The following is a 19,829-nucleotide window of genomic DNA, read 5'->3' as shown; positions in this document are numbered from 1 at the left end:
GCCGTGATAGTGCACCGTCTGCGTAACTACGAGCGGCCACACGAGCGGCGCCACCGTCCCCCGCCGTGACACTGCCGCGTCCTCGACGACCTCGAGGCCGTCATCTCGGAGGACACCGCGGTCGCCACGATGTCACGACGAGACCTCGACCGGACTTCTCAACCCGGTCGAGGCGATCGGCGAGATCGCCGCTTCCCACGACGCGTCGTTCGTCGTCGACCAGTGAGTGCTCACAGTGTGTACGTCGGTCGGATTCGACCGCGATACGAGCCCCGCAGGCCGGCCAGTTGGTTTTCGACTGCAGTGGCGCCGATTCGTCGCCGCCGAACGTTGCCAGGGTGCGTTGGAACCGCGCTACGATCGCCAGAAACGCCAGGACTCCGAACGGTCCCAGAAACGCGTACTCTCCCGGCTATCGACGGCCGGTTCGCTAATCAGTGGACCGCCGTTCGGATTCACAGCCACGAAAACTAGTGGTTCGTAACTGCCGACAACTCTTGTCAGTCTGGACTTCTCAGTCCGCCGATTGCATCGATCCGGTGTAGCGATCGGTGCTGGTGACGTAGACGTTCCCGTCGACGACGATCTCCTCGGCTGCGACCGCCGACTGTCGTGTCGGGCCGTAGCCGATCACGGGCGCGGCGGTCTTCCAGAGGGCGCCGATCTTACAGAGCGAGAAGCCGAGCACGATCAGCGCGAAGCCGGCGATCGTCGTGAGCGTGATCGGCTCGCCCAGGAGCGCCCAGCCGATGATCGCCGCGACGACGGGCGAGGCGTAGTTGACCAGACTGAGTTCGCTCGCGCCGACCCGCTCGAGCAGGACGAAGTACGCGAGGAAGCCGCCGGCGGTGGATACCACGGCCAGGTAAACCAGCGCGGCGGCCGTTTCGGGCGTCCACGCCGTCGCCAGCGTCGAGACGACGGTCTCGCCGGGGTGTGCGAAGCTCAGCGCGTGAAGCATGGCCGCGCCGACCGCCATCGCCCACGTCTGGAGCGACAGCAGCGGTAGCGTTCCGCGGGTTCGCTCGGTCAGGACCGAACCGACCGCGAAGACGAGCGACGAGCCGAACAGCAGGGCGACGCCGAGCACCTTCCCGTCGACCGACCCGCCCGAGAGGGCGATGACGACGACGCCGGCGAGGCCGACGACGATGCCGACGACTGCAGGGGCGCGGATCCGCTCGCGAGGGAGCAGTGCGAGCGCGAGCGGCGGCGTCACGATCGGCGTCAAACTGAGGACGATCGCGGCGACAGCGCTCGAGACGTACGACTGTCCGAGGAACAGCAGTCCGTAGTGGCCGCCGACGATCAGGCCGCCGGAGATCGCGATCGTGAACCAGTCGTCTCGCGTCTCCGGTCGCCACGTGTGGCCGAGCGCCGCGACGGCGACGGCAAAGAGGAGGACCGCACCGTCGAGTCGGAGCGCCGCGAAGAGGATCGGCGGCAGCGTCGCCAGGCCGATCTCGATCGCTCCGAACGCGGTCCCCCAGGCGACCGCGAGCGCAACGAAGAGGAAGATATCTCGCTGTGAAGTCATTTCATCACGAAATGGGCTGGGGCTACTTGTATCTTGATACCCGGGAGGACAGTGGCTGTGCCCCTCGAATCCACAGATAAATGCTAGCACTACTCACGCTCCTGATAGCGTGTGTTACTAAGTAATACGACAATCAATCAGCGGGCCGGAATTGCGACTTCGTTGAGGAGACGAACGGTGGTATTCGGTGAGGCTACGGACAGGTCACACCGCGTTCGCTCGAGTCCACCGCGAAATTTCACGCTGAGCAATCGCGGAGTCGTAATCGATCTCGAGCGAGCGTAATCGGTTCGGAACAGCAGTCGCTGTCCGACTATCGAGCGTCGAAAAAACGGCTGAGTCGCGATTCAGTTATTCGTCGCTTTCGTTGTCGCCGTTCTCGTCCTCGCCGACTTCGTCCTCACCGTTTTCGTCCGTCTCGTTCCCGTCTTCGCCGTTCTCGTCCTCGCCGTTCTCCTCTTCGTCGGCACCGTTGCCGCCTTCGCCTTCTTCGACCTCGATCGTTCCGACCATCGCGTTGTCGTGGGGTCGGCAGAGGTACTCCGCGATATCGCTGGTGGCTTCGAACTCGATGAACTGGTCCTCGCCACCCTCGCTGGCCTCATCAGTCTCGTAATCCTCGACGACCTCGTCGTTCTCGTCGACGAGTTCGAGGTTGTGGGTACTGCCGTCGCCTTCTTCCCAGCCGATCTCGTAGTCCTCGCCTTCCTCGAGGATGAGCGTCGGGTTATCTTCGTCCGCGATATCGTCGGGTGCGACACCGATCCAACCACCGCTATCTGCTTCAAGCTCGATCGTCTCGCCGGCTTCGATCTGGTGTCCGTCTCCGCCGTTCTCGCCGTTCTCGCCGTTCTCGTCGCCGCCGTTCTCGCCGTTCTCGTCGCCGCCGTTGTCGTCGGAACATCCTGCGACGAGGGCGGTCGCAGCCGCTGCACCCGTGACCTTCATCGCGGTCCGCCGTGAAATACCGTTGTCTCGTGTCATCAACGAGTGATTGGGACTGAGTACATAAAAATTAGCACCTTCCATTAGAGCGTCGGCATGCGTTTCCATACCAAAGAATACGTGACTACTTGCTCGTAACAAAAATTCAGTTTGCGGACCGTATCGTCAGCTGTCGCCGCGATCGCTCGTTCGAAATTGCTCGTTTCGATCGATCGACAGGCGAAGGAACGCGGGCACGGCGACGAGAGCGATCGCGATCTCGAGACCGCCGACGACGAGAAATGCCCGATCGTAGCCGTAACTCCCGGCGATGGTGCCGCCGACGAGGAAGCCGCCGAGGAAGCCGAGGCTGCCGGCGAGGTTGAATCCGGCCATCGCGACGCCGCGTTCGCGTTCGTCGGCGAGGTCCGTGACGAGCGCCATCGTCGCCGGAGCGATCAGTGCGCCGAGTACGCCGACGACGACCATCGTCACGGCGACGATCCCGACCGACGGTGCGACGCCGACGGCGAGGATCCCTGCGCCGTAACACAGCGACCCGACGACGATAGGGATCGTGCGACCGATCCGATCCGAGAGCACGCCCATCGGATACTGCAACAGCGCGAAGGGAGCGAAGAAACAGGCCAGGACGAGCCCGGTCGCACCGGGGCCGAGTCCGAACGTCTCCTGGAAGTAGAGCGTCCCGACGAGGGCGAAGAAACCCGCCGTCAGCCGATCGACGAACCCGAACGTGTACGGGATCGTCAGGGACGGCTGTCGTCGGATTCCGTCGACGAGCGCTCGAGCGCCCCGACGATCGTTCGGCGTTCGATCCGGCGGGATCGAGACGAGCGCGCCGACGCAGAGGAGCAGGACGGCGGCGACCGCCAGCGGCGCGATCGGATCGAGTTCCGTCAGTTGGCCGCCCACGGGTGCGCCGAGGGCGGCGCCGAGACCGATCGCGATTCCGGCGGCGCCCATGTTGCGGCCGTGGCCGCCCTCGAGGTCCATCAGCATGGTCATCGTCAGCGAGAAGGCGCCGATGGTCATCGCCCCCTGAAAGACGCGCAGGAGCAACACGCCCTCGAACGAGATCGACCCGATCGCGGGTACGGCGGCGAGGGCGGCGTATCCCGCCGCGCCGGCCAGCGCACCGGCGACGACGAAGGGGCGCCGTCGGCCCGTCACGTCGCTCGCGATCCCCCAGACGCCGACGAAGGCGACGTAGGCGGCGAACTCGCTCACGAGAAACCACATACTCGCGTCGAGGGGAGTCTCCGCGAACGGCGAACTCGTCGCGTCCGCCCCCAGCGTCTCGACGAGCGCGGCCACGCCCGGGTAGAGCAACACCTGCGAGAACAGCACGGCGAACACGACCGCCGCGAGGAGGATCCGATCGCGGTCACTCGAGTGCACGGCCGTCGGTTCGCGCTCGTCGCCTATGAAGGCGTTCGTCTCGGCACGTTCGCGCGGTTCTCGGCGGTTCGCTGTCGCTCGAACCTTCCGTGTGAGCCGCGTCGAATCGGCTGCGGTTTTTGCCGTTACTGAGACGCATATGAACGTGGGGAAGTATGCGTACTAAACATGAGTGACGACGCGAGCGAGGGGCGCGGCGAGCCGTCTGATCGTCGATTCGGGACGCGTAGCGTCCACGCCGGACAGTCTCCTGACCCGGAGACGGGCGCGATGGCGCCGCCGCTCTACCAGACGACCTCGTACGTCTTCGAGGACGCCGACACCGCGGCGGAGCTGTACGCCCTCGAGGGCGAGGGATACATCTACTCGCGGATCGCCAACCCGACGGTTCGAACGCTCGAGGATCGGCTGGCCTCGCTCGAGGGCGGGGCCGGCGCGGTCGCGACCGCGAGCGGGATGGCCGCGCTGGACTCGGCCGTGCTCGTGCTCGCCGAGGCGGGTGACAACGTGGTCTGTTCGACCGACACCTACGGCGGAACGACGGCCTACTTCTCGAAGACGGCGACGCGCCGGGACATCGACGCGCGGTTCGTCCCGACGCTCGAGTACGACGCCTACGAGGAGGAGATCGACGAGGACACCGCCTTCGTCCACGTCGAGACGGTCGGCAACCCGTCGCTCGTCACGCCTGACTTCGAGCGCGTCGCCGAAATCGCCCATGAGCACGGCGTTCCGCTGGTCGTCGACAACACGTTCGCGACGCCGGCGCTCTGCCGCCCGCTCGAGCACGGCGCCGACGTCGTTTGGGAGTCGACGACGAAGTGGCTCCACGGCTCCGGCACGACCGTCGGCGGGATCCTCGTCGACGGCGGCTCGTTCCCGTGGGGCGAGCACGGGTACGAGGAGGTCGCCGGTCAGAACCCCGCCTACCACGACGTCGACTTCTCGCGGGACTTCCCCGAGGCTCCGTTCGCGGAGACGGTTCGGTTCCGCTCGCTTCGCAGCCTCGGCAACCAGCAGTCGCCGTTCGACGCCTGGCAGACCCTGCAAGGCCTCGAGACCCTGCCGCTGCGCGTCGAGAAACACTGCGAGAACGCCGCCATCGTCGCCGACTACCTCGAGGAACACGAGGACGTCGCCTGGGTCACCTATCCGGGTCTCGACTCCCACCCGACCCACGACAACGCGAGCGAGTATCTCTCGGACTACGGCGGAATGATCGCGTTCGGCCTCGAGGGCGCTGACGGGTCGGACCCGTCTGCTCGCGGGACGTCGTCCCGCGCAGGCTACGAAGCCGGCAAGGTGCTTTGCGAGAACGTCGAGGTCGCCCAGTTCCTCGCGAACATCGGCGACGCGAAGACGCTGGTGATCCACCCCGCGAGCACGACCCACGGTCAGCTTACCCCCGAGGAACAGGAGGAAGCGGGCGTCACGCCGGATCTCGTCCGGATGTCCGTCGGGATCGAGGACCCCGAGGACATCCTCTCGGATCTCGAGGGTGCCATCGACACGGCTACACGCGCGTGTCGCGAGGGATAATCCGTGACGACGAAGGAGACGATCGATCTCGGCGAGTTCCGGTTCGAATCCGGGGAGACGATTCCGAGCCTCGAGGTCGCCTACGAGACGTACGGCGAGTTCACCGGGGATAACGCCGTCCTCGTCTGTCACGCGCTGACCGGCAGCGCGCACGTCGCCCGTCGCCCCGACGCGGGAACCGAGACCGCCGGCCAGGCGCGGGCCTGGTGGGGCGACGTCGTCGGTCCCGGCAAGGCGATCGACACCAGCGAGTACTACGTCGTCTGTGCGAACGCGCCGGGGTCGTGTTACGGGACGACGGGTCCCTCGAGCACGAACCCCGAAACCGGCGAACCGTACGGCACGGAGTTCCCGCCGGTCACGATCGGCGACTGGACCCGCGCCCAGCGACGGCTGCTCGACGAACTCGGCGTCGGCCGGATCCGCGCCGTCGTCGGCGGCAGCGTCGGCGGGATGAACGTCCTGGACTGGCTGCGGCGCTATCCCGACGACGTCGAGCGGGCCGCGGGAGTCGCTACAGCCGCCCGACTCGACGCCCAGTGTCTCGCGCTCGACACGATCGCCCGCAGAGCGATCACCGGTGATCCGAACTGGAACGGCGGCCACTATTACGGGGGTCCCGAACCCGAGGAGGGGCTGGCTCGAGCCCGACAGATCGGCCACGTCATGTACCTCTCGAAGGCCTCGATGGCCCGGAAGTTCGGCCGCCGGTCCGCGGGTCGGGAGGCAGTTCGCGACGAACCGACGGATCCCGCGGGCGCGTTCTTCCCCTACCGCGAGGTCGAATCCTACCTCGACTACCAGGCCGAGAAGTTCACCGACCGCTTCGACGCGAACAGCTATCTCTACCTGACCCGGGCGATGGACGACTTCGACCTCTCGGCGGGGTACGAGTCGGACGCCGACGCGCTGGCGGCCTTCGAGGGCGAACTGCTCCTGCTCTCCTTTACCGGCGACTGGCACTTCACCGTCGAGCAGGCCGAGGCGGTCGCCGAGGCCGGCCGCGCGGCCGGCGTCGACGTCGCTCACCACGTCGTCGAGTCGGACCACGGCCACGACGCGTTCCTCGTGGAACCGGAGAAGGTCGGCCCGCCGCTGTCGGAACTGCTCGCGACGGGACTCGAGGGACGGATGATCTCCGACACCGAACCGGAGGCCGACGCGGACGAGTCGTTCGCTCCGGTTCACACGAGCCTCTTCTCGAGGTAACGATCGCTGTCACGGGGTCAACTGCGAATTTTCGAGAGAAACGAGCCGCTTACTCGGCCGTAATCAGTTCGACTGCCCGCTGGCGCGATCGGCTGCGACGTACTGGTCGGCGAACTGGCGGTTTCCGCGGCGGCGGTCGACCCAGCACCGCACGTCTCGCGCGATCAGCGAGAGACTACTCGTTCTGGTGAGATGTCGAAACGGACTCTTCGGCGATCGGAGCATCGCGATTAACGACCACATCGTTCCCGCCGCGAGTGCACCCGCCGCGGAGAAGGTCATCCCGAGCGTGAAGAACGTGAAGCCGTAGACCATCCCGATCGCCATCGACGGGAGGCTCGTTCCGAGGGGAACGCGAGCGCTGGCGTCGCGGAGCGTCGGTGCGAGGAAGAGGATCGAAAGGCTGCTCCCTACCATGAAGACGAAGTCTTGCCACATCATCAAAACTACTTACTCGGCCCAGAGTAAATAACTCTCTTGGTCTGGAAATGGGCCGTTATCGCTGAAATTCAATAAAGTGTACTACTGGAAATTACGTCCGATCGAGGACGCCCTCGGCCAGCATCGTGTCGCGCACCCCGGCCATCGAGGTAACGACGACTTCACAGTGCGGTTCGACCGCAGGCTTCGGGTCGAACCCGATCGAGAGGCCGGCGACCCGGAGCATCGGCAGGTCGTTCGCGCCGTCGCCAACGGCGACGGTCTCCTCCATCTCGGCCCCGACGCGGTTCGCGAGGTCCTCGAGCGCGGTGTCCTTGGTGCCCTCGATCAGGCTCCCCTCGACCTCGCCGGTGAGTCGGCCGTCGACCATCGGCAGCCGGTTCGAGACGACGTGATCGACCGCGACCTCCTCGCGCTCGAGTGCAGCCTCGACGCCGCGCTCGAAGCCGCCGGTCAGGATGGCGGTCGTGACGCCCGCGTCGTTCAACGCGTCGATGAGCGAGGCGGCGCCCTCCCGAAGTTTTACCTCGGCGTAGGCGGCCGCGACGTCCTCTTCGTCGAGCCCCTCGAGCAGGGCCGCCCGCTTCCTGAGGCTCTCGGCGTAGTCGATCTCGTCGTTCATCGATCGTTCGGTGATGTCGGCCATCTCGTCGGCGACTCCACACTGCTTGCCGAGCAAGACGGTCATCTCGGAGTCCGAAAGCGTCCCGTCGAAGTCGAACGCAACGACTGTCATCGCTCGCTCGTTGTGCGGCCCCGAATAAACCAGTTCAGGTTCGCCGCCGTTTCCGGTGTGAACGATGTCCGTTCTCGTGAACGGGACGAAACGCGTTCGTCCAGGTCGGAACCCGTGCCGACTCGAAAAATACCCGAAAGCTATTATCAATTCGCTCCCATGCCCGCGGTATGTCAGGTGAGAGACGACTCGAGTACGACAGGGGACCGTCGCTCGAGGACGAACCCGCCGATTCCGCCGAGGCGGATGAGCCCGCCGACGAGGGCCGCGAGCGGGAAGAACGAACGGACGACGGGGGACTGCAGTTCGTCGTCGCACCGTGGAAAGCCGGCGCGCTTTTCGGCGCGAGCGCGTTCGCGGTCGTCTTCGCGGTCATCTATCAGTTGACCGGCTCGAGACTCGCCGCAGGATTCGGTAGTTTGGCGGAGAACGAACCGAGTCAGTGGGCGCTCGCGGGCGTCTCGATGCTCGCCAGTCACGGCGGCACGATCGAGTACGGCGGCGAACCGATTCAGCTCGGTCGCCAGCCGGCGGGTGTGCTCACCTCGGACACCACGGCGCTGGTACCGGTCGTCGTCTTCGTCCTCGCCGGCTATCTGCTCGTCCGGTACGTCCGCCTCGAGACGAGCAGAGACGCCGGACTCGCGATCGGAGTGACGATTGCGAGTTACGTCGCCCTCGCTACCGCTCTCGCGCGTCTCGCAACGTGGGCACCCGAAGAAGGCGAGTTCGCTCCCGAGGCCGACCCGGACGTCGTCGCCGTTGCCGTCGACGGATCCCTACTGTTCTCGATGGGGAGTTCCGTGATCCTGTTCGTGACGCTCGGGGCTGCCGTCGCCGCATTACCGCGCCTGCTCGAGTGCGCGCCGATAGCGACGACGAACGCGGATACGACGTCGTAGGCCCCTCGAGCGCTTCGACCGTGCGCGCTCACTCGTCGGCTCTCACGCCGCCGGCCGGCGGCTCCCTCGGGTCGTCCCCCTCGCGGAAGTCGAGTCGCTGTTCCGGCTCGTCGGCTCGCTCGAGAAAGGAGAGTTCGCGCTGCGGGAACGGGATCGTAATCTCTTCCTCGGCGAAGCGGTCGTAGACGTGACGGTTGAGCTGATCGATGGCGCGCTTCTCGGTCAGCGGGTGAGTGATGTACGCCTGGAGCTCGAAGACGAGCGCGGAGTCGCCGAACTCGTCGAACAGCAGGCGCGGTCTGGGCGAGTCACGAACCAGGGACGCCTCCTCGCAAACCTCGAGGGCGATCTCTTCGACCGTCTCGTAGTCCGTCCCGTAGGCGGCCGACAGCGGGACGCTGATCCGGATGTGACGTTTCGGAGCCGTCTGGTTGACGACTTGCGTCGAGTTCAACACCGCGTTCGGGACCGTCACGATCGTGTTCTCGGGAGTGAGCACCGTCGTCGAGCGGATACCGATGTCGACGACCGTGCCGCGCATATTGCCCTCGAGCAGGATGACGTCACCCGGCTTGTACGTGTTGTCGAAGTAGAGCGCGACGCCGCCGATCAGGTTGCCGATCGCGTCCTGGGCGGCGAGGCCGAGGACGATGCCGAGCACACCGGCCGAGGCGAGAAACGGCGTCACCTGCAGGTTCCAGACCGACACCACGACCAGCGCCGCGACGGCGACGACCGCGATCGTCCAGAAGTTCTGGAAGATCGGCGCGAACTCGTAGCTCTGGTCGCGGCCGTTGAGCATCTCGAGCCAGTGGCCGCCGATCCGTATCGCCGCACGGGCCCACAGCACCGTCAGCGCCGTTACGACCGCGTTACTGAGCAGCGACTCCGTTCCGACGACGCCGAACACCTGCAGGCTGATCGAGAACCCGAGCAGCGCGATCGACACCGACAGTGGCGTGTAGATCTCCTCGAACACCGCTCGTCCGAACGAGGACGCCTCGGCCGGTTCGGTGCGACCGAGATACCGACGACTGACCCAGTGTACGAGGCGAGCCAGCAGGTACGAGCCGACGATGATCAGCGCGAGCAGGAGCCACTCCCACTCGAGGAGTGCCGTCGAGAGCGCGGGCCGACCGGCGTGGTCGGTCTGCAGCAACCGCCACGGGAGAGTCTGGAGGGACATCGCAGATACGTATGCTGTGGTTGAGGCGAGTAATATACTGTTGGATGTGCCAATCGACGCCTTTTACGTTCGCCTCGAGTCGATCGCCGACACCGCAACGGTGATCCATCCGCCTCACGGACTGCCACCGATGGCCGCCGACGAACGGGAGGGTCGAGATCGATGACCGAGGCGTCGCTCGAGGTCCTCGCGCTCGCGCTGGTTCCGGCGATCCTCTGGGGGTTCGCGCCGATCTTCGACAAGCGGGGAATGGCCGCGGGCGGCGGCTCCGTCCAGGCGTCGCTCGTCGTCGTGGTCGTCGAACTGATCTGCTACTGGCTCGCCATCGCCGCCCTCTACGGCCGGTCGGCGTTCGCGGGCCTGACGCTCGAGGTGCTCGCCGTCTTCGCTTTCGCGGGCGTGATCGGCACCGCCCTCGGCCGGATCACGATCTTCGTCGGCGTCGACAGGGTGGGCGCGAGCCTCAACAGCACCATCCTCAGCACCCGACCGCTGTTCGCGACGCTGATCGCGCTGGCGTTCCTCGGCGAACCGCTGGGACCGATTACGGGACTGGGGATCGTGATCCTCGTCGCCGGCGTCTCGACACTGACGCTGTCGAAAGGCGGTGACCTCGGCGGATGGCGCCCGCGCGATCTGCTGTGGCCGATCGCGGCGGCCGCCACGTTCGCGGTCGCGAACGTCAGCCGCCGCTACGGGATGCTCGAGACGCCCATCTCGGCGCTCGAGGCCGTCGCGATCAACGAAACGGCGGGACTGATCGTGCTCGTCGGGTACGCGCTCGCCGTCAGGGGGACTGCCGTGCTCTCCCGGCCGCGGGAGACCTACCGCTACTTCACCGGGAGCGGACTGCTGACGACGGTCGCGATGCTCTCGCTGATGGCCGCGCTCGGCCTCGAAGAGGGGCGGATCGCCGTCGTCGATCCGCTGGTCGCGACCGCCCCCCTCTTTACGCTGCTGTTCGCCGCGGCGCTCCTGCGGGATCTCGAACGGGTGACGAGGGGCGTAGTCGCCGGAGCGGCGCTGGTGGTCGTCGGCGCCGTGCTGATCACGATCTGAACGCGCCGCGAGCATCGCCGTTCTCAGCGGCGGAATCGCTCGTTCCTGTTTTCGTACCGAGCGCGCGAACTCGCGGTCGCCGTCCGGTGCGTCCTCGCAGACGGTGAACTTCTCGAGCGGCGCGTCTCTCGTCGGTCCGACGACGGATTCGGGAGCTGAACCAGCACTTTGGCAATCAACTTTCAGAACCGAAAATTACATTGTATGAGCGAGGATCGTTGTCACTTCCCTCGCGAGCGCTGACGGCGCTCGGTTTCGTCGCGAACGGTGCCGCGTAACCGCCGCCAGGCGGTCGATTAGGTAGTTTTTGCCGGCCCCGTCGACAACGGAAGGGTTTACCCGCTCCGAGCCGGTGTCTCGCGCATGAAGGTGCTCGTTACGGACCCGATCGCTGACGCGGGTCTGGACGTTCTCAGAGACGCTGGCCACGACGTGGAGACGGGGTACGAACTCGAGGGCGACGATCTTCTCGAGGCGGTGTCGGACGCCCACGGACTGATCGTCCGATCGGGAACCGAGGTCACCGAGGAGGTACTCGAAACCGCCGAGGAGCTCGTCATCGTCGGTCGCGCCGGAATCGGCGTCGACAATATCGACATCGAAGCCGCGACGGACCACGGGGTTATCGTCGCCAACGCGCCCGAGGGCAACGTTCGCGCGGCGGCCGAACACACCGTCGCGATGACGTTCGCGGCCGCCCGTTCGATCCCGCAGGCCCACATTCGCCTGAAAAACGGCGAGTGGGCCAAGAGCGACTACCTCGGCGCCGAACTCGACAACAAAACGCTCGGCGTCGTCGGCCTCGGCCGCGTCGGCCAGGAGGTCGCCAAGAAACTCGACTCGCTCGGGATGGACATCGTCGCCTACGACCCGTACATCTCCCAGGAGCGCGCCGACCGCATCGGCGCCGAACTCGTCGAGTTCGACGAGTGTCTCGAGGAGGCCGACTTCCTCACCGTCCACACGCCGCTGACGCCCGAGACGAAAGGGTTGATCTCCGAGGCGGAACTCGAGAGCCTCGGCGACGGCTACCTGATCAACTGTGCCCGCGGCGGCGTCGTCGACGAGGACGCCCTCGCCGCGAAGGTCGAAGACGGCACGCTCGCCGGCGCGGCACTCGACGTCTTCGCGGAGGAACCGCTCGCGGACGACTCGCCGCTGCTGGAACACGACGACGTCATCGTCACGCCCCACCTCGGCGCCTCGACGGAGGCCGCCCAGGAGAACGTCGCCGTCTCGACGGCCGAGCAGATCAACGCCGCGTTCTCCAGCGAACCCGTCGCGAACGCGCTCAACGCGCCGTCGATCGACGAGAGCGCGTTCCCGCGCGTCAAACCGTACATCGAGATCGCCGAGACCGGCGGCAAGGTGGCCGCGCAGTTGCTCGACGGTCGCATCGAGGGCGTCGAGGTCACCTACGAGGGTGAGATCGCCGACGAGGACGTCGAGTTCATCACCGCCTCGGCGCTCAAGGGCGTCTTCGAGCCCCTCGAGTGGCAGGTCAACGCGGTCAACGCGCCGCAGATCGCCGAGGATCGCGGCGTCGAGGTCACCGAATCGAAGACCCGGCAGGCCGCGGACTTCCAGAGCCTCATCTCGGTGACAGTCAGCAACGGCGACGACGAGGTCTCGGTCGACGGTACCCTCTTCGCGGGCGACGACCCGCGGATCGTCCGCGTGGACGGCTACCGCGTCGACGCCATCCCCCACGGAAAGATGGTCGTCACGCGCAACACGGACGAACCGGGCGTCATCGGCCTCATCGGTTCGGTTATGGGCAAATACGGCGTCAACATCGCCGGGATGTTCAACGCCCGCGAGACGATCGGGGGCGAGGCGCTGACGGTCTACAACGTCGACAGCGAGATCCCCGACCAGGCGCGCCAGGAACTCAACGAGGACGACCGAATTCTCGGCATCGACTTCATCATGCTGAACGGCCAGGCGTAACGCCGTAACTCTTCTCCGAGCTGGCCGTCGTCTAATTTCTACTACCGTTTCGCGTCCGCGTCTTCGAGGTAGCCGTTTCTCCCGCTGTCCGGCTCCGAAGCCGTCGGCCCGTATTCACCGACGTTTGCGGCGTACAGCTCACATCCCGCTCGAAGAGCTCCGGACGACCGAGGATCCCGTCCCGAGGACCGCGTTATAATTCCGCCACGAATCCGGTGTATCTCACCGCACAATGGGCGGCGATAATGTACTTCTTTATCACGGTTAATACGAGTATATCGGCCTGGCAACCCTGGAGAGCAGTAGACGATTTGTATGGTCGAGGAGCTACGAGTTCAGGAACTGACGGCACGAGACGCAGGCCGCGGAATCGCCCGGTTGAGCCGAACCACCACGGAGAATCTAGCGATCGACTCCGGGGAGATCGTTCAGATCACCGGCCGGCGCCAGACGGTTGCAAAAGCGGCGCCCGGATACGAAGGTGATCCCGACGACGTCGTCCGGATCGACGGGAACGTGCGAGCGAACGCGAGCGTCGGGATAAACGATCGCGTCGAGGTGACGAAAGCGGACGTGAGCGCCGCAGACTCGGTGACGGTTGCGCTCCCGGAGTACGTCATCCTCCGCGGCGCGGAACCGTTCCTCCAGCGACGCCTCGTCGATCGGCCGGTCGTGAGGGGAGACACCGTCCACATGCGCCTTCTGGGCCGTCCGTTCGTGTTTCTCGTCACCCAAACGTCTCCCGCGGGGCCGGTCACGATCACCGAACGGACGACGTTCACCGTCCGCGACGCGCCGATCACCGAGGAGGATCTCCGGGGCGAGCGGACCGAACTCCCGGACGTCACGTACGAGGATATCGGCGGGCTCGATCGCGAGTTGGAACAAATCCGCGAGATGATCGAGTTGCCGATGCGCCATCCCGAACTCTTTCGGCGTCTCGGCATCGCGCCCCCGAAAGGCGTTCTCCTGCACGGGCCGCCCGGCACCGGGAAGACCCTTCTGGCGAGAGCGGTCGCGAACGAGATCAACGCCCACTTTCGAACGATCTCCGGACCGGAGATCATGTCGAAGTACTACGGCGAGAGCGAGGAGCAACTCCGCGAGGTATTCGACGAAGCACAGGAGAACGCGCCCGCGATCGTCTTCATCGACGAACTCGACTCCGTCGCACCGAGTCGCGACGAAGTGACGGGCGACGTGGAACGTCGAGTGGTCGCCCAGCTTCTCAGCCTGATGGACGGCCTCGAGGAACGCGGAGACGTGATCGTGATCGCCGCAACCAATCGGATCGACGCGATCGATCCCGCGCTCCGGCGCGGCGGCCGCTTCGATCGCGAGATCGAGATCGGCGTTCCCTCGCGGGATGGCCGCCTCGAGATCCTGCAGATTCACACGCGAGGGATGCCCCTCGCCGACGACGTGGACATCGAGGATTTCGCCGACCGAACGTACGGGTTCGCGGGTGCCGACCTCGAGTCGCTGGCGAAGGAAGCCGCCATGCGCGCCCTGCGCCGGATTCAGGTCGACGTCGATTTAGAGGTCGAGGTTATCCCGCCCGACGTCCTCGACCAGATAACGGTCACGGGAGACGACTTCGAGCGAGCGCTCCGGACCGTCGAGCCCAGCGCGATGCGCGAAGTGTTCGTCGAGATCCCGGACGTCACGTACGAGGACGTGGGCGGACTCGAGTCGGTGAAACGAGAGCTGGTCAGAGCCGTCGAATGGCCGCTCGCGTACCCGCAGCTGTTCGAAAAGTTGCGCACGGCCCCTCCGCGGGGCGTCCTCCTGTACGGTCCGCCCGGAACGGGAAAGACGCTGCTCGCTCGAGCAGTCGCCAACGCCAGTCGCGTCAATTTCATCTCGGTCAAGGGGCCGGAACTGCTCGATAAATTCGTCGGTGAGAGCGAACGCGCCGTCAGAGACGTGTTTCAGCGAGCGCGCCAGAACGCGCCGACGATCGTGTTTTTCGACGAAATCGATGCGATCGCTCCGGAACGGGGGGGATCGTTCGATTCGCGCGTAACCGAGCGGGTCGTCTCTCAGCTGCTGACGGAACTCGACGGGATCGAGGATCTGAAAAACGTGTTCGTCCTCGGCGCGACCAATCGGCCGGATATCGTCGATCGTGCGCTGTTGCGACCGGGTCGGCTGGAGAAAACCGTCTACGTCCCGACGCCGGATCTCGAGGCGAGGCGCGAAATTTTCGGCGTTCACACTCGCGGCGTTCCGCTCACAGACGACGTCGACCTCGACGAGTTAGCCGAAGAGACGGACGGGTACACCGGCAGCGATATCGAGGCGATCATTCGCGAGGCGAGTATGCTCTCAATGGACGGGGTAGTCACCTCGATCGAAGGGGACGAAGACGCATCCGCCGATGATATCTCGGCCGCGGCAGACGAGTTGACCGTTACCAGCGCGCACTTCGGCCAGGCGATGCAAAAAATCAGCCGATCGGTGACCGACGAGATGCGGGAGTTCTACGACGATCTCGTCGAGAATCTCGGCGGAGACGCGACCGACGAGTCCGGAGAGTCGATGATCGGATTCCAGTGACGGCCGCGAGCGGCGATTTTCGTCCTCTTTCGGCAGTCACCGTTCGAACGCCGTCGCCCCGCCGAGGGCCGCGATCGGGCAGTGCAGTCGAACGCGGCGATCGAAACCCCGCTACCGATCGCACGCCGAGCCGGTCGAAAGCTCGACGGTGTCCCCTTCGGCCCGAACCGACTCGAGTTCGTTCCGGCGAGTGCGGCAAGCGTACCGCAGGGCGCCCGATCCGCGAAACGTCCTCCGTTTCCATTCGGATCGGGAAAAACGGCCGCGGCGCCGCTCTCTTACTCGACGGCGGCCTCCGATCCCCTCTCAACGTCGTCGCCCTCGCGATCGACGAAGCGCAAAGCAACTGCCACGCTGATCGCGGCCAGCCCGAGCCTGGCGATCACGTCGATCGGCAGTGAACGCCGAGGAACATCCTCGAGACGATGATACTTACCACGACAAACGTCGCGATCCACGGCCACAGAGGGTACTCGTCGCGGCTCGGCCGGCCATCAGCCAGACCGTCGTCGAACGTGAGCCGGAACGGATCGACGTCGCAGAGCGCGATCATCACCCCGACGATCAGTACGAGAAGCAGAACCACGGCTGCCGTCACGAAGTCCGCTCCCCCGCTGGCTCGAGCCGCCGATTCGGCGTCCCGTTTCGGCTTTCGGTCGTCGGAGCGCAGCGGATCGACTCGAAACGTGCTACCGCGTGCTCGCGCTCGTTCGGCGGGGTTCGGACGGAAGCGCTCGACATGAGCGGTTCGAAGCCGAGACTACCGCGGATCACCGGTCCGCGAGCACGGCGTTGATCGTCGCGCCGAGCAGCACGAGAACGCCCGCGAAGTACAACCACGTGAGAAACAGGAGCACGGCCCCGAGCAGCCCGTAGGCCTGGTAGTCGCCCGCGTTTGCGGCGTACACCTGGAATCCAGCCTGGAGGATTATCCAGCCCGCGACCGTGAACACCGTGCCCGGAACCACCTCTCGAAAGCTGACCTCGACCGGCGGCATTACGTAAAACAGCGGGAGAAAGACGACGACGAGTCCGACGAACATCCCGATCCAGCCGAGGATGCTGATACCGGGGATACCGACCAGTTCCGCGCGCTGAATTACCGCCCCGAGGCCGACCATGACGATCACCGCGAGACCGACGAGGAACAGCACGAGCACGCCGTCGACGACCTGGCGAACCAGGGAGGAGTCCTCTCCGACCAGGTAGACCTGATCGAACGCGACGTCGACCGTCCGGAACACCTTGAGACCTCCCCACAGCAGCCCGACGACCCCGACGATCGACGCACCACCTCGGCCGGTCGGGCTCGTCAACGCTTGCTCGACCACGGTTTGGCCCTGCGAGGAGAGCTGCCCTCCGATGAGTCCGACGAGACGGTCGGCGAACGCCTGTCCGCCGACGAGCGATCCGATCGCGAGGACGAGCAACAGCAACGGAATGATCGAAAAGAAGGCGTAATAGGCGATGCTCGCCGCGAGAAGAGTAATTTGTTCCTCTCGCGCACGGTCGACCACGGATCGGGTTGCCGCGACTGCTCCCATACTACGGGTTCGGGATCAATTCCAAGAAGGGCGTGTAACGCCGACATGACTGTATTTCGGACGAACCTGTGCGAAAGTGGAGCGGTTGGCGTCCAGTCTGAGGGCGCTGCTCGAGATCGACCGAATCGAACGCGTTCGGCTCGAGATGCGCCCGTGCCCAGCGGCGGCTTCTGGAGGCCGTTTCGTGACGACGCGGCAAAAGACCTATCGCGGGGACGGTCATCGACTCTATCATGGACGAGATCGCGGTCGACTTCGGCGAGGACGGACTCGTTCCGGCCGTCGCACAGGACGCCGACACGGGCGAGGTGTTGATGCTCGCCTACGTCTCCCCGGAGGCGCTCGAGCACACCCGCGAGACGGGACTGGCACACTACTACTCGCGAAGCCGGGACGAACTCTGGCAGAAGGGCGGGACGAGCGGGCACGTCCAGCACGTCGAGGAGGTCAGGGTCGACTGCGACGCCGACACCCTGCTGTACCTGGTCGACCAGGAGGGGGGTGCGTGTCACACGGGCCACCGCTCCTGTTTCTACCGAACCGTCGAGGGCGAGAACGTCGGCGAACGAGTGTTCGATCCCGAGGCCGTCTACGAGTAGGATGACTGAAGGCGTCTCTCGCTCGGAACCCGACGCAGCCGGGACGAACCGTACGCCGCTCGAGCGACTCGAGGTCGCTCGCGAGCGGTTCGAACGGGCCCGCCGAGAGATCGAGGACCACGGCGGCGAGGCGGTCGTCGACGCCGCCGAAGCCTATCGAGACGCGACGGACCTCCTCGACACCTACGTCGACCGGGCGACGGGTACCGGCCGGGAGAACTTCCAGGCGTACATCGAACTCGAGGGCAAGTTCGACACCCTCGTCGACGGGCTGTCCGACGATCTGAAGGGTCGCGAAGCGTTCGAGGACGCGCTCGACGTCCTCGACAAGCGACGGCTGAGCGAGTCCGACTTCGAGCGCGCACACGAGGCGCTCGCACCCGCCCGCCGGTACGCGGAACTGCTCGAGGACCGAAACGCTGCGCAGGAGGAACTCGTCGAGGCGCGAAAGGCCGCCAGCAGACGCGTGCGGGAGATCGACGACGCGATCGACGAGCGCGAGCGACTGCTCGAACTCGCGACCGCCGACCTGGGGGCGCCGGTCGAGCGACTCCGGGAGCCGATCGAGACGTACAACGAGGCGGTCCGGACCGCGTTCCGGGAGTACCGCCTCGAGGTCTCGGCCCGGAAGGTCTTCTCACTGCTCGAGCGGAGCCGATGGTACCCCTTCGTCGGCTACGAACGTCCGCCGGAGGATCTGCGGCGGTTCGTGTCCGAACGGCCCGCCGGAGAGTACACCGTTCCCGAACTGCTCGAGTACGCTGACTACTCCCGGTCGAAGCTCGAGCACTACGTCGAGGACGCGGACGAACTCAAGCGGACGGTCGCGACCCAGCAGACGTACCTCGAGGGGATCGACGCCGAACCGCTGACGGTCGCGTGGCCGCCCGGTCCGGCGGGGTTCCTCCGGCGCCAGAGTCGAGAGTACCAGCCGTTCGTCGCCCGCGTCGCCGACGAGGAAACCGTCGCGGCGCTTCGGGACGTACGCGCCCTGACGTACGGTTCGGAGTACGACCGCCTCCAGACCGCGGCTCAGGCGGTCGATCAGTTAACTCCCACAGAGCGCGAGCGGCTGCGAGACGGCCGCGTCGCGGACGAACTCGAGTCGCTTCGAACGGAACAGCACCGACTCGAGGACGCGCTCGAGGAGGACGTACTCGAGGAGACCGATCCGTTCTAAACGTCGTCCGGCGGCCGAACCGTCGTGCCAATAACTGAAGGAGCCGCCGATCGTACTTCCGGTATGACCAGACGCCTTCTCGTTCCGATGGACGACTCCGAGCCCGCGCGGGCGGCCCTCGAGTACGCCCTCGAACGGTTTCCCGACGACGACATCACGGTTCTCCACGCGGTCGACGACCTCGAGGCGGGATACGCAGGCCGACCGCCGGCGGTCGCCGGCGAGGACAGCCACCCCGACGTCTTCGACGACGTCGATCGGATCGCCGAGAAGTACGGGCGCCGAGTCGAGACGCAGGTCGTCGAAGGACAGGCAGCGTCCGCGATCCTCCAGTACGTCGAGGAGGAGGACGTCGACGACATCGTCATCGGTAGCGAGGGCCGCTCGGGCGTCTCGCGGATGCTACTGGGAAGCGTCGCGGAGAAGGTCGCCCGCCGGTCGCCGATACCGGTGATGATCGTCCCCTGAGCTCCGAACGGGCCGAACCATCGGTGTTTTCACCTCGACGCCTCGAACGGAGTGTATGGACGATCGGACGGGAACGACGCTACACACTGCCCTTCTCATCTCGACGACGGCGGGGATGGCCTGGCTGTCGGGACTGCCGATGATCTTTCCGAGCCTCGGACCCTCGGCGTTCGTGCTGGCACTGTTCCAGGACAGTGACGCGACCTCGCCGAAGCGGGTGATCGGCGGCCACGCCATCGGCGTCGCCGCCGGACTGCTCGCGTACCACCTGCTCGCCGTCGAGGCGAGCATGACGGTCGCGACGGCGCCCGGTTCGATAGAGGGGCTCCGGCTCGCCGGGAGCGCGGTCCTCGCGACGACGCTGACTGCGGGTGGAATGCTCGCGACCGATACCCGTCACCCGCCCGCCTGCGCGACGACGCTGATCGTCTCGCTCGGAATCCTCTCGGCGCTCTGGGAGGGGGTGCTGATCGTTCTCGCGGTCGTTCTGCTCGTGGTCGCACACCGGCTGTTGCTCGCGACCGAGCGGGCCGGTGTGCGGTACGGCGAGGAACTGCGGTCCTGATACGGCCGCCCG

At 65.9% G+C, this 19,829-nt stretch carries 19 protein-coding genes; 11 read left to right on the top strand and 8 right to left on the bottom strand.

Annotated elements, in window-relative coordinates:
- Window positions 1-514: 514 nt before the first annotated feature.
- From NED97_RS19190 to NED97_RS19180, 3 genes are all read right to left on the bottom strand, one after another.
- Window positions 515-1,537 carry a DMT family transporter gene (locus NED97_RS19190; RefSeq protein WP_252488612.1) on the bottom strand — a complete coding sequence of 341 codons (1,023 nt, stop codon included), beginning with the start codon at window positions 1,535-1,537 and terminating at the stop codon, window positions 515-517.
- Window positions 1,538-1,888: 351 nt separating this feature from the next.
- Complete coding sequence (locus tag NED97_RS19185) at window positions 1,889-2,521, bottom strand: plastocyanin/azurin family copper-binding protein (protein ID WP_252488611.1); 633 nt, start codon at window positions 2,519-2,521, stop codon at window positions 1,889-1,891.
- A 126-nt stretch (window positions 2,522-2,647) separates the two neighbouring features.
- The gene (locus tag NED97_RS19180; protein ID WP_252488610.1) at window positions 2,648-3,880 is read right to left on the bottom strand and encodes an MFS transporter; all 1,233 of its coding nucleotides are present in this window, start codon (window positions 3,878-3,880) and stop codon (window positions 2,648-2,650) included.
- A 168-nt stretch (window positions 3,881-4,048) separates the two neighbouring features.
- On the opposite strand from NED97_RS19180, the gene NED97_RS19175 reads away from it, so the two are divergent.
- Window positions 4,049-5,419, top strand: a complete 1,371-nt coding sequence (locus NED97_RS19175; RefSeq protein ID WP_252488609.1) for an O-acetylhomoserine aminocarboxypropyltransferase/cysteine synthase family protein — start codon at window positions 4,049-4,051, stop codon at window positions 5,417-5,419.
- 3 nt (window positions 5,420-5,422) lie between these two features.
- Entirely contained in the window at window positions 5,423-6,628 is a 1,206-nt protein-coding gene (gene metX / locus NED97_RS19170) for a homoserine O-acetyltransferase MetX (RefSeq protein WP_252488608.1), read from the top strand.
- 63 nt (window positions 6,629-6,691) lie between these two features.
- On the opposite strand, the gene NED97_RS19165 is transcribed toward metX, so the two are convergent.
- Together NED97_RS19165 and serB are read right to left on the bottom strand one after the other, a co-directional pair.
- Window positions 6,692-7,069, bottom strand: a complete 378-nt coding sequence (locus NED97_RS19165; RefSeq protein WP_252488607.1) for a hypothetical protein — start codon at window positions 7,067-7,069, stop codon at window positions 6,692-6,694.
- Between the two features lie 91 nt (window positions 7,070-7,160).
- Window positions 7,161-7,805 carry a phosphoserine phosphatase SerB gene (gene serB / locus NED97_RS19160; protein ID WP_252488606.1) on the bottom strand — a complete coding sequence of 215 codons (645 nt, stop codon included), beginning with the start codon at window positions 7,803-7,805 and terminating at the stop codon, window positions 7,161-7,163.
- 170 nt (window positions 7,806-7,975) lie between these two features.
- On the opposite strand from serB, the gene NED97_RS19155 reads away from it, so the two are divergent.
- On the top strand, window positions 7,976-8,707 hold the full coding sequence (locus NED97_RS19155) for a hypothetical protein (protein WP_252488605.1): 732 nt from the start codon (window positions 7,976-7,978) through the stop codon (window positions 8,705-8,707).
- Window positions 8,708-8,735: 28 nt separating this feature from the next.
- On the opposite strand, the gene NED97_RS19150 is transcribed toward NED97_RS19155, so the two are convergent.
- Window positions 8,736-9,893: a mechanosensitive ion channel family protein gene (locus tag NED97_RS19150; protein ID WP_252488604.1), complete on the bottom strand. Its 1,158-nt coding sequence runs from the start codon at window positions 9,891-9,893 to the stop codon at window positions 8,736-8,738.
- A gap of 40 nt (window positions 9,894-9,933) precedes the next feature.
- Between NED97_RS19150 and NED97_RS23160 the strand changes: the two genes are divergently transcribed.
- From NED97_RS23160 to NED97_RS19135, 4 genes are all read left to right on the top strand, one after another.
- Window positions 9,934-10,059, top strand: a complete 126-nt coding sequence (locus tag NED97_RS23160) for a hypothetical protein (protein WP_256493367.1) — start codon at window positions 9,934-9,936, stop codon at window positions 10,057-10,059.
- The gene (locus NED97_RS19145) at window positions 10,056-10,952 is read left to right on the top strand and encodes a DMT family transporter (RefSeq protein WP_252488603.1); all 897 of its coding nucleotides are present in this window, start codon (window positions 10,056-10,058) and stop codon (window positions 10,950-10,952) included. The genes NED97_RS23160 and NED97_RS19145 overlap by 4 nt, the downstream gene beginning before the upstream one ends.
- Before the next feature lie 363 nt (window positions 10,953-11,315).
- A complete protein-coding gene (serA, locus tag NED97_RS19140; RefSeq protein WP_252488602.1) occupies window positions 11,316-12,902 on the top strand; it encodes a phosphoglycerate dehydrogenase in 1,587 nt (528 codons plus the stop codon).
- Window positions 12,903-13,217: 315 nt separating this feature from the next.
- Entirely contained in the window at window positions 13,218-15,461 is a 2,244-nt protein-coding gene (locus NED97_RS19135; protein ID WP_252488601.1) for a CDC48 family AAA ATPase, read from the top strand.
- Between the two features lie 382 nt (window positions 15,462-15,843).
- Here NED97_RS19135 and NED97_RS19130 read toward each other — a convergent pair whose 3' ends face one another.
- Both NED97_RS19130 and NED97_RS19125 read right to left on the bottom strand, forming a co-directional pair.
- Entirely contained in the window at window positions 15,844-16,059 is a 216-nt protein-coding gene (locus tag NED97_RS19130; protein WP_252488600.1) for a hypothetical protein, read from the bottom strand.
- Between the two features lie 172 nt (window positions 16,060-16,231).
- A complete protein-coding gene (locus tag NED97_RS19125; protein ID WP_252488599.1) occupies window positions 16,232-17,005 on the bottom strand; it encodes a YihY/virulence factor BrkB family protein in 774 nt (257 codons plus the stop codon).
- Between the two features lie 233 nt (window positions 17,006-17,238).
- On the opposite strand from NED97_RS19125, the gene hisI reads away from it, so the two are divergent.
- The 4 genes from hisI (at window position 17,239) to NED97_RS19105 (ending at window position 19,817) form a co-directional block, all read left to right on the top strand.
- Window positions 17,239-17,604, top strand: coding sequence for a phosphoribosyl-AMP cyclohydrolase (gene hisI, locus NED97_RS19120; protein WP_382207527.1), 366 nt, complete (start codon window positions 17,239-17,241; stop codon window positions 17,602-17,604).
- A gap of 1 nt (window position 17,605) precedes the next feature.
- Window positions 17,606-18,784, top strand: a complete 1,179-nt coding sequence (locus NED97_RS19115; RefSeq protein WP_252488598.1) for a DUF7118 family protein — start codon at window positions 17,606-17,608, stop codon at window positions 18,782-18,784.
- Between the two features lie 63 nt (window positions 18,785-18,847).
- Window positions 18,848-19,252 carry a universal stress protein gene (locus NED97_RS19110; RefSeq protein ID WP_252488597.1) on the top strand — a complete coding sequence of 135 codons (405 nt, stop codon included), beginning with the start codon at window positions 18,848-18,850 and terminating at the stop codon, window positions 19,250-19,252.
- Between the two features lie 55 nt (window positions 19,253-19,307).
- Complete coding sequence (locus NED97_RS19105; RefSeq protein WP_252488596.1) at window positions 19,308-19,817, top strand: HPP family protein; 510 nt, start codon at window positions 19,308-19,310, stop codon at window positions 19,815-19,817.
- The last annotated feature ends 12 nt before the right edge of the window (window positions 19,818-19,829 follow it).

The organism is Natronococcus sp. CG52 (assembly GCF_023913515.1).
Taxonomy (GTDB): domain Archaea; phylum Halobacteriota; class Halobacteria; order Halobacteriales; family Natrialbaceae; genus Natronococcus; species Natronococcus zhouii.
The sequence above is the reverse complement of the archived record's forward strand: the minus strand, read 5'-3'. Positions and strand labels throughout refer to the sequence as shown.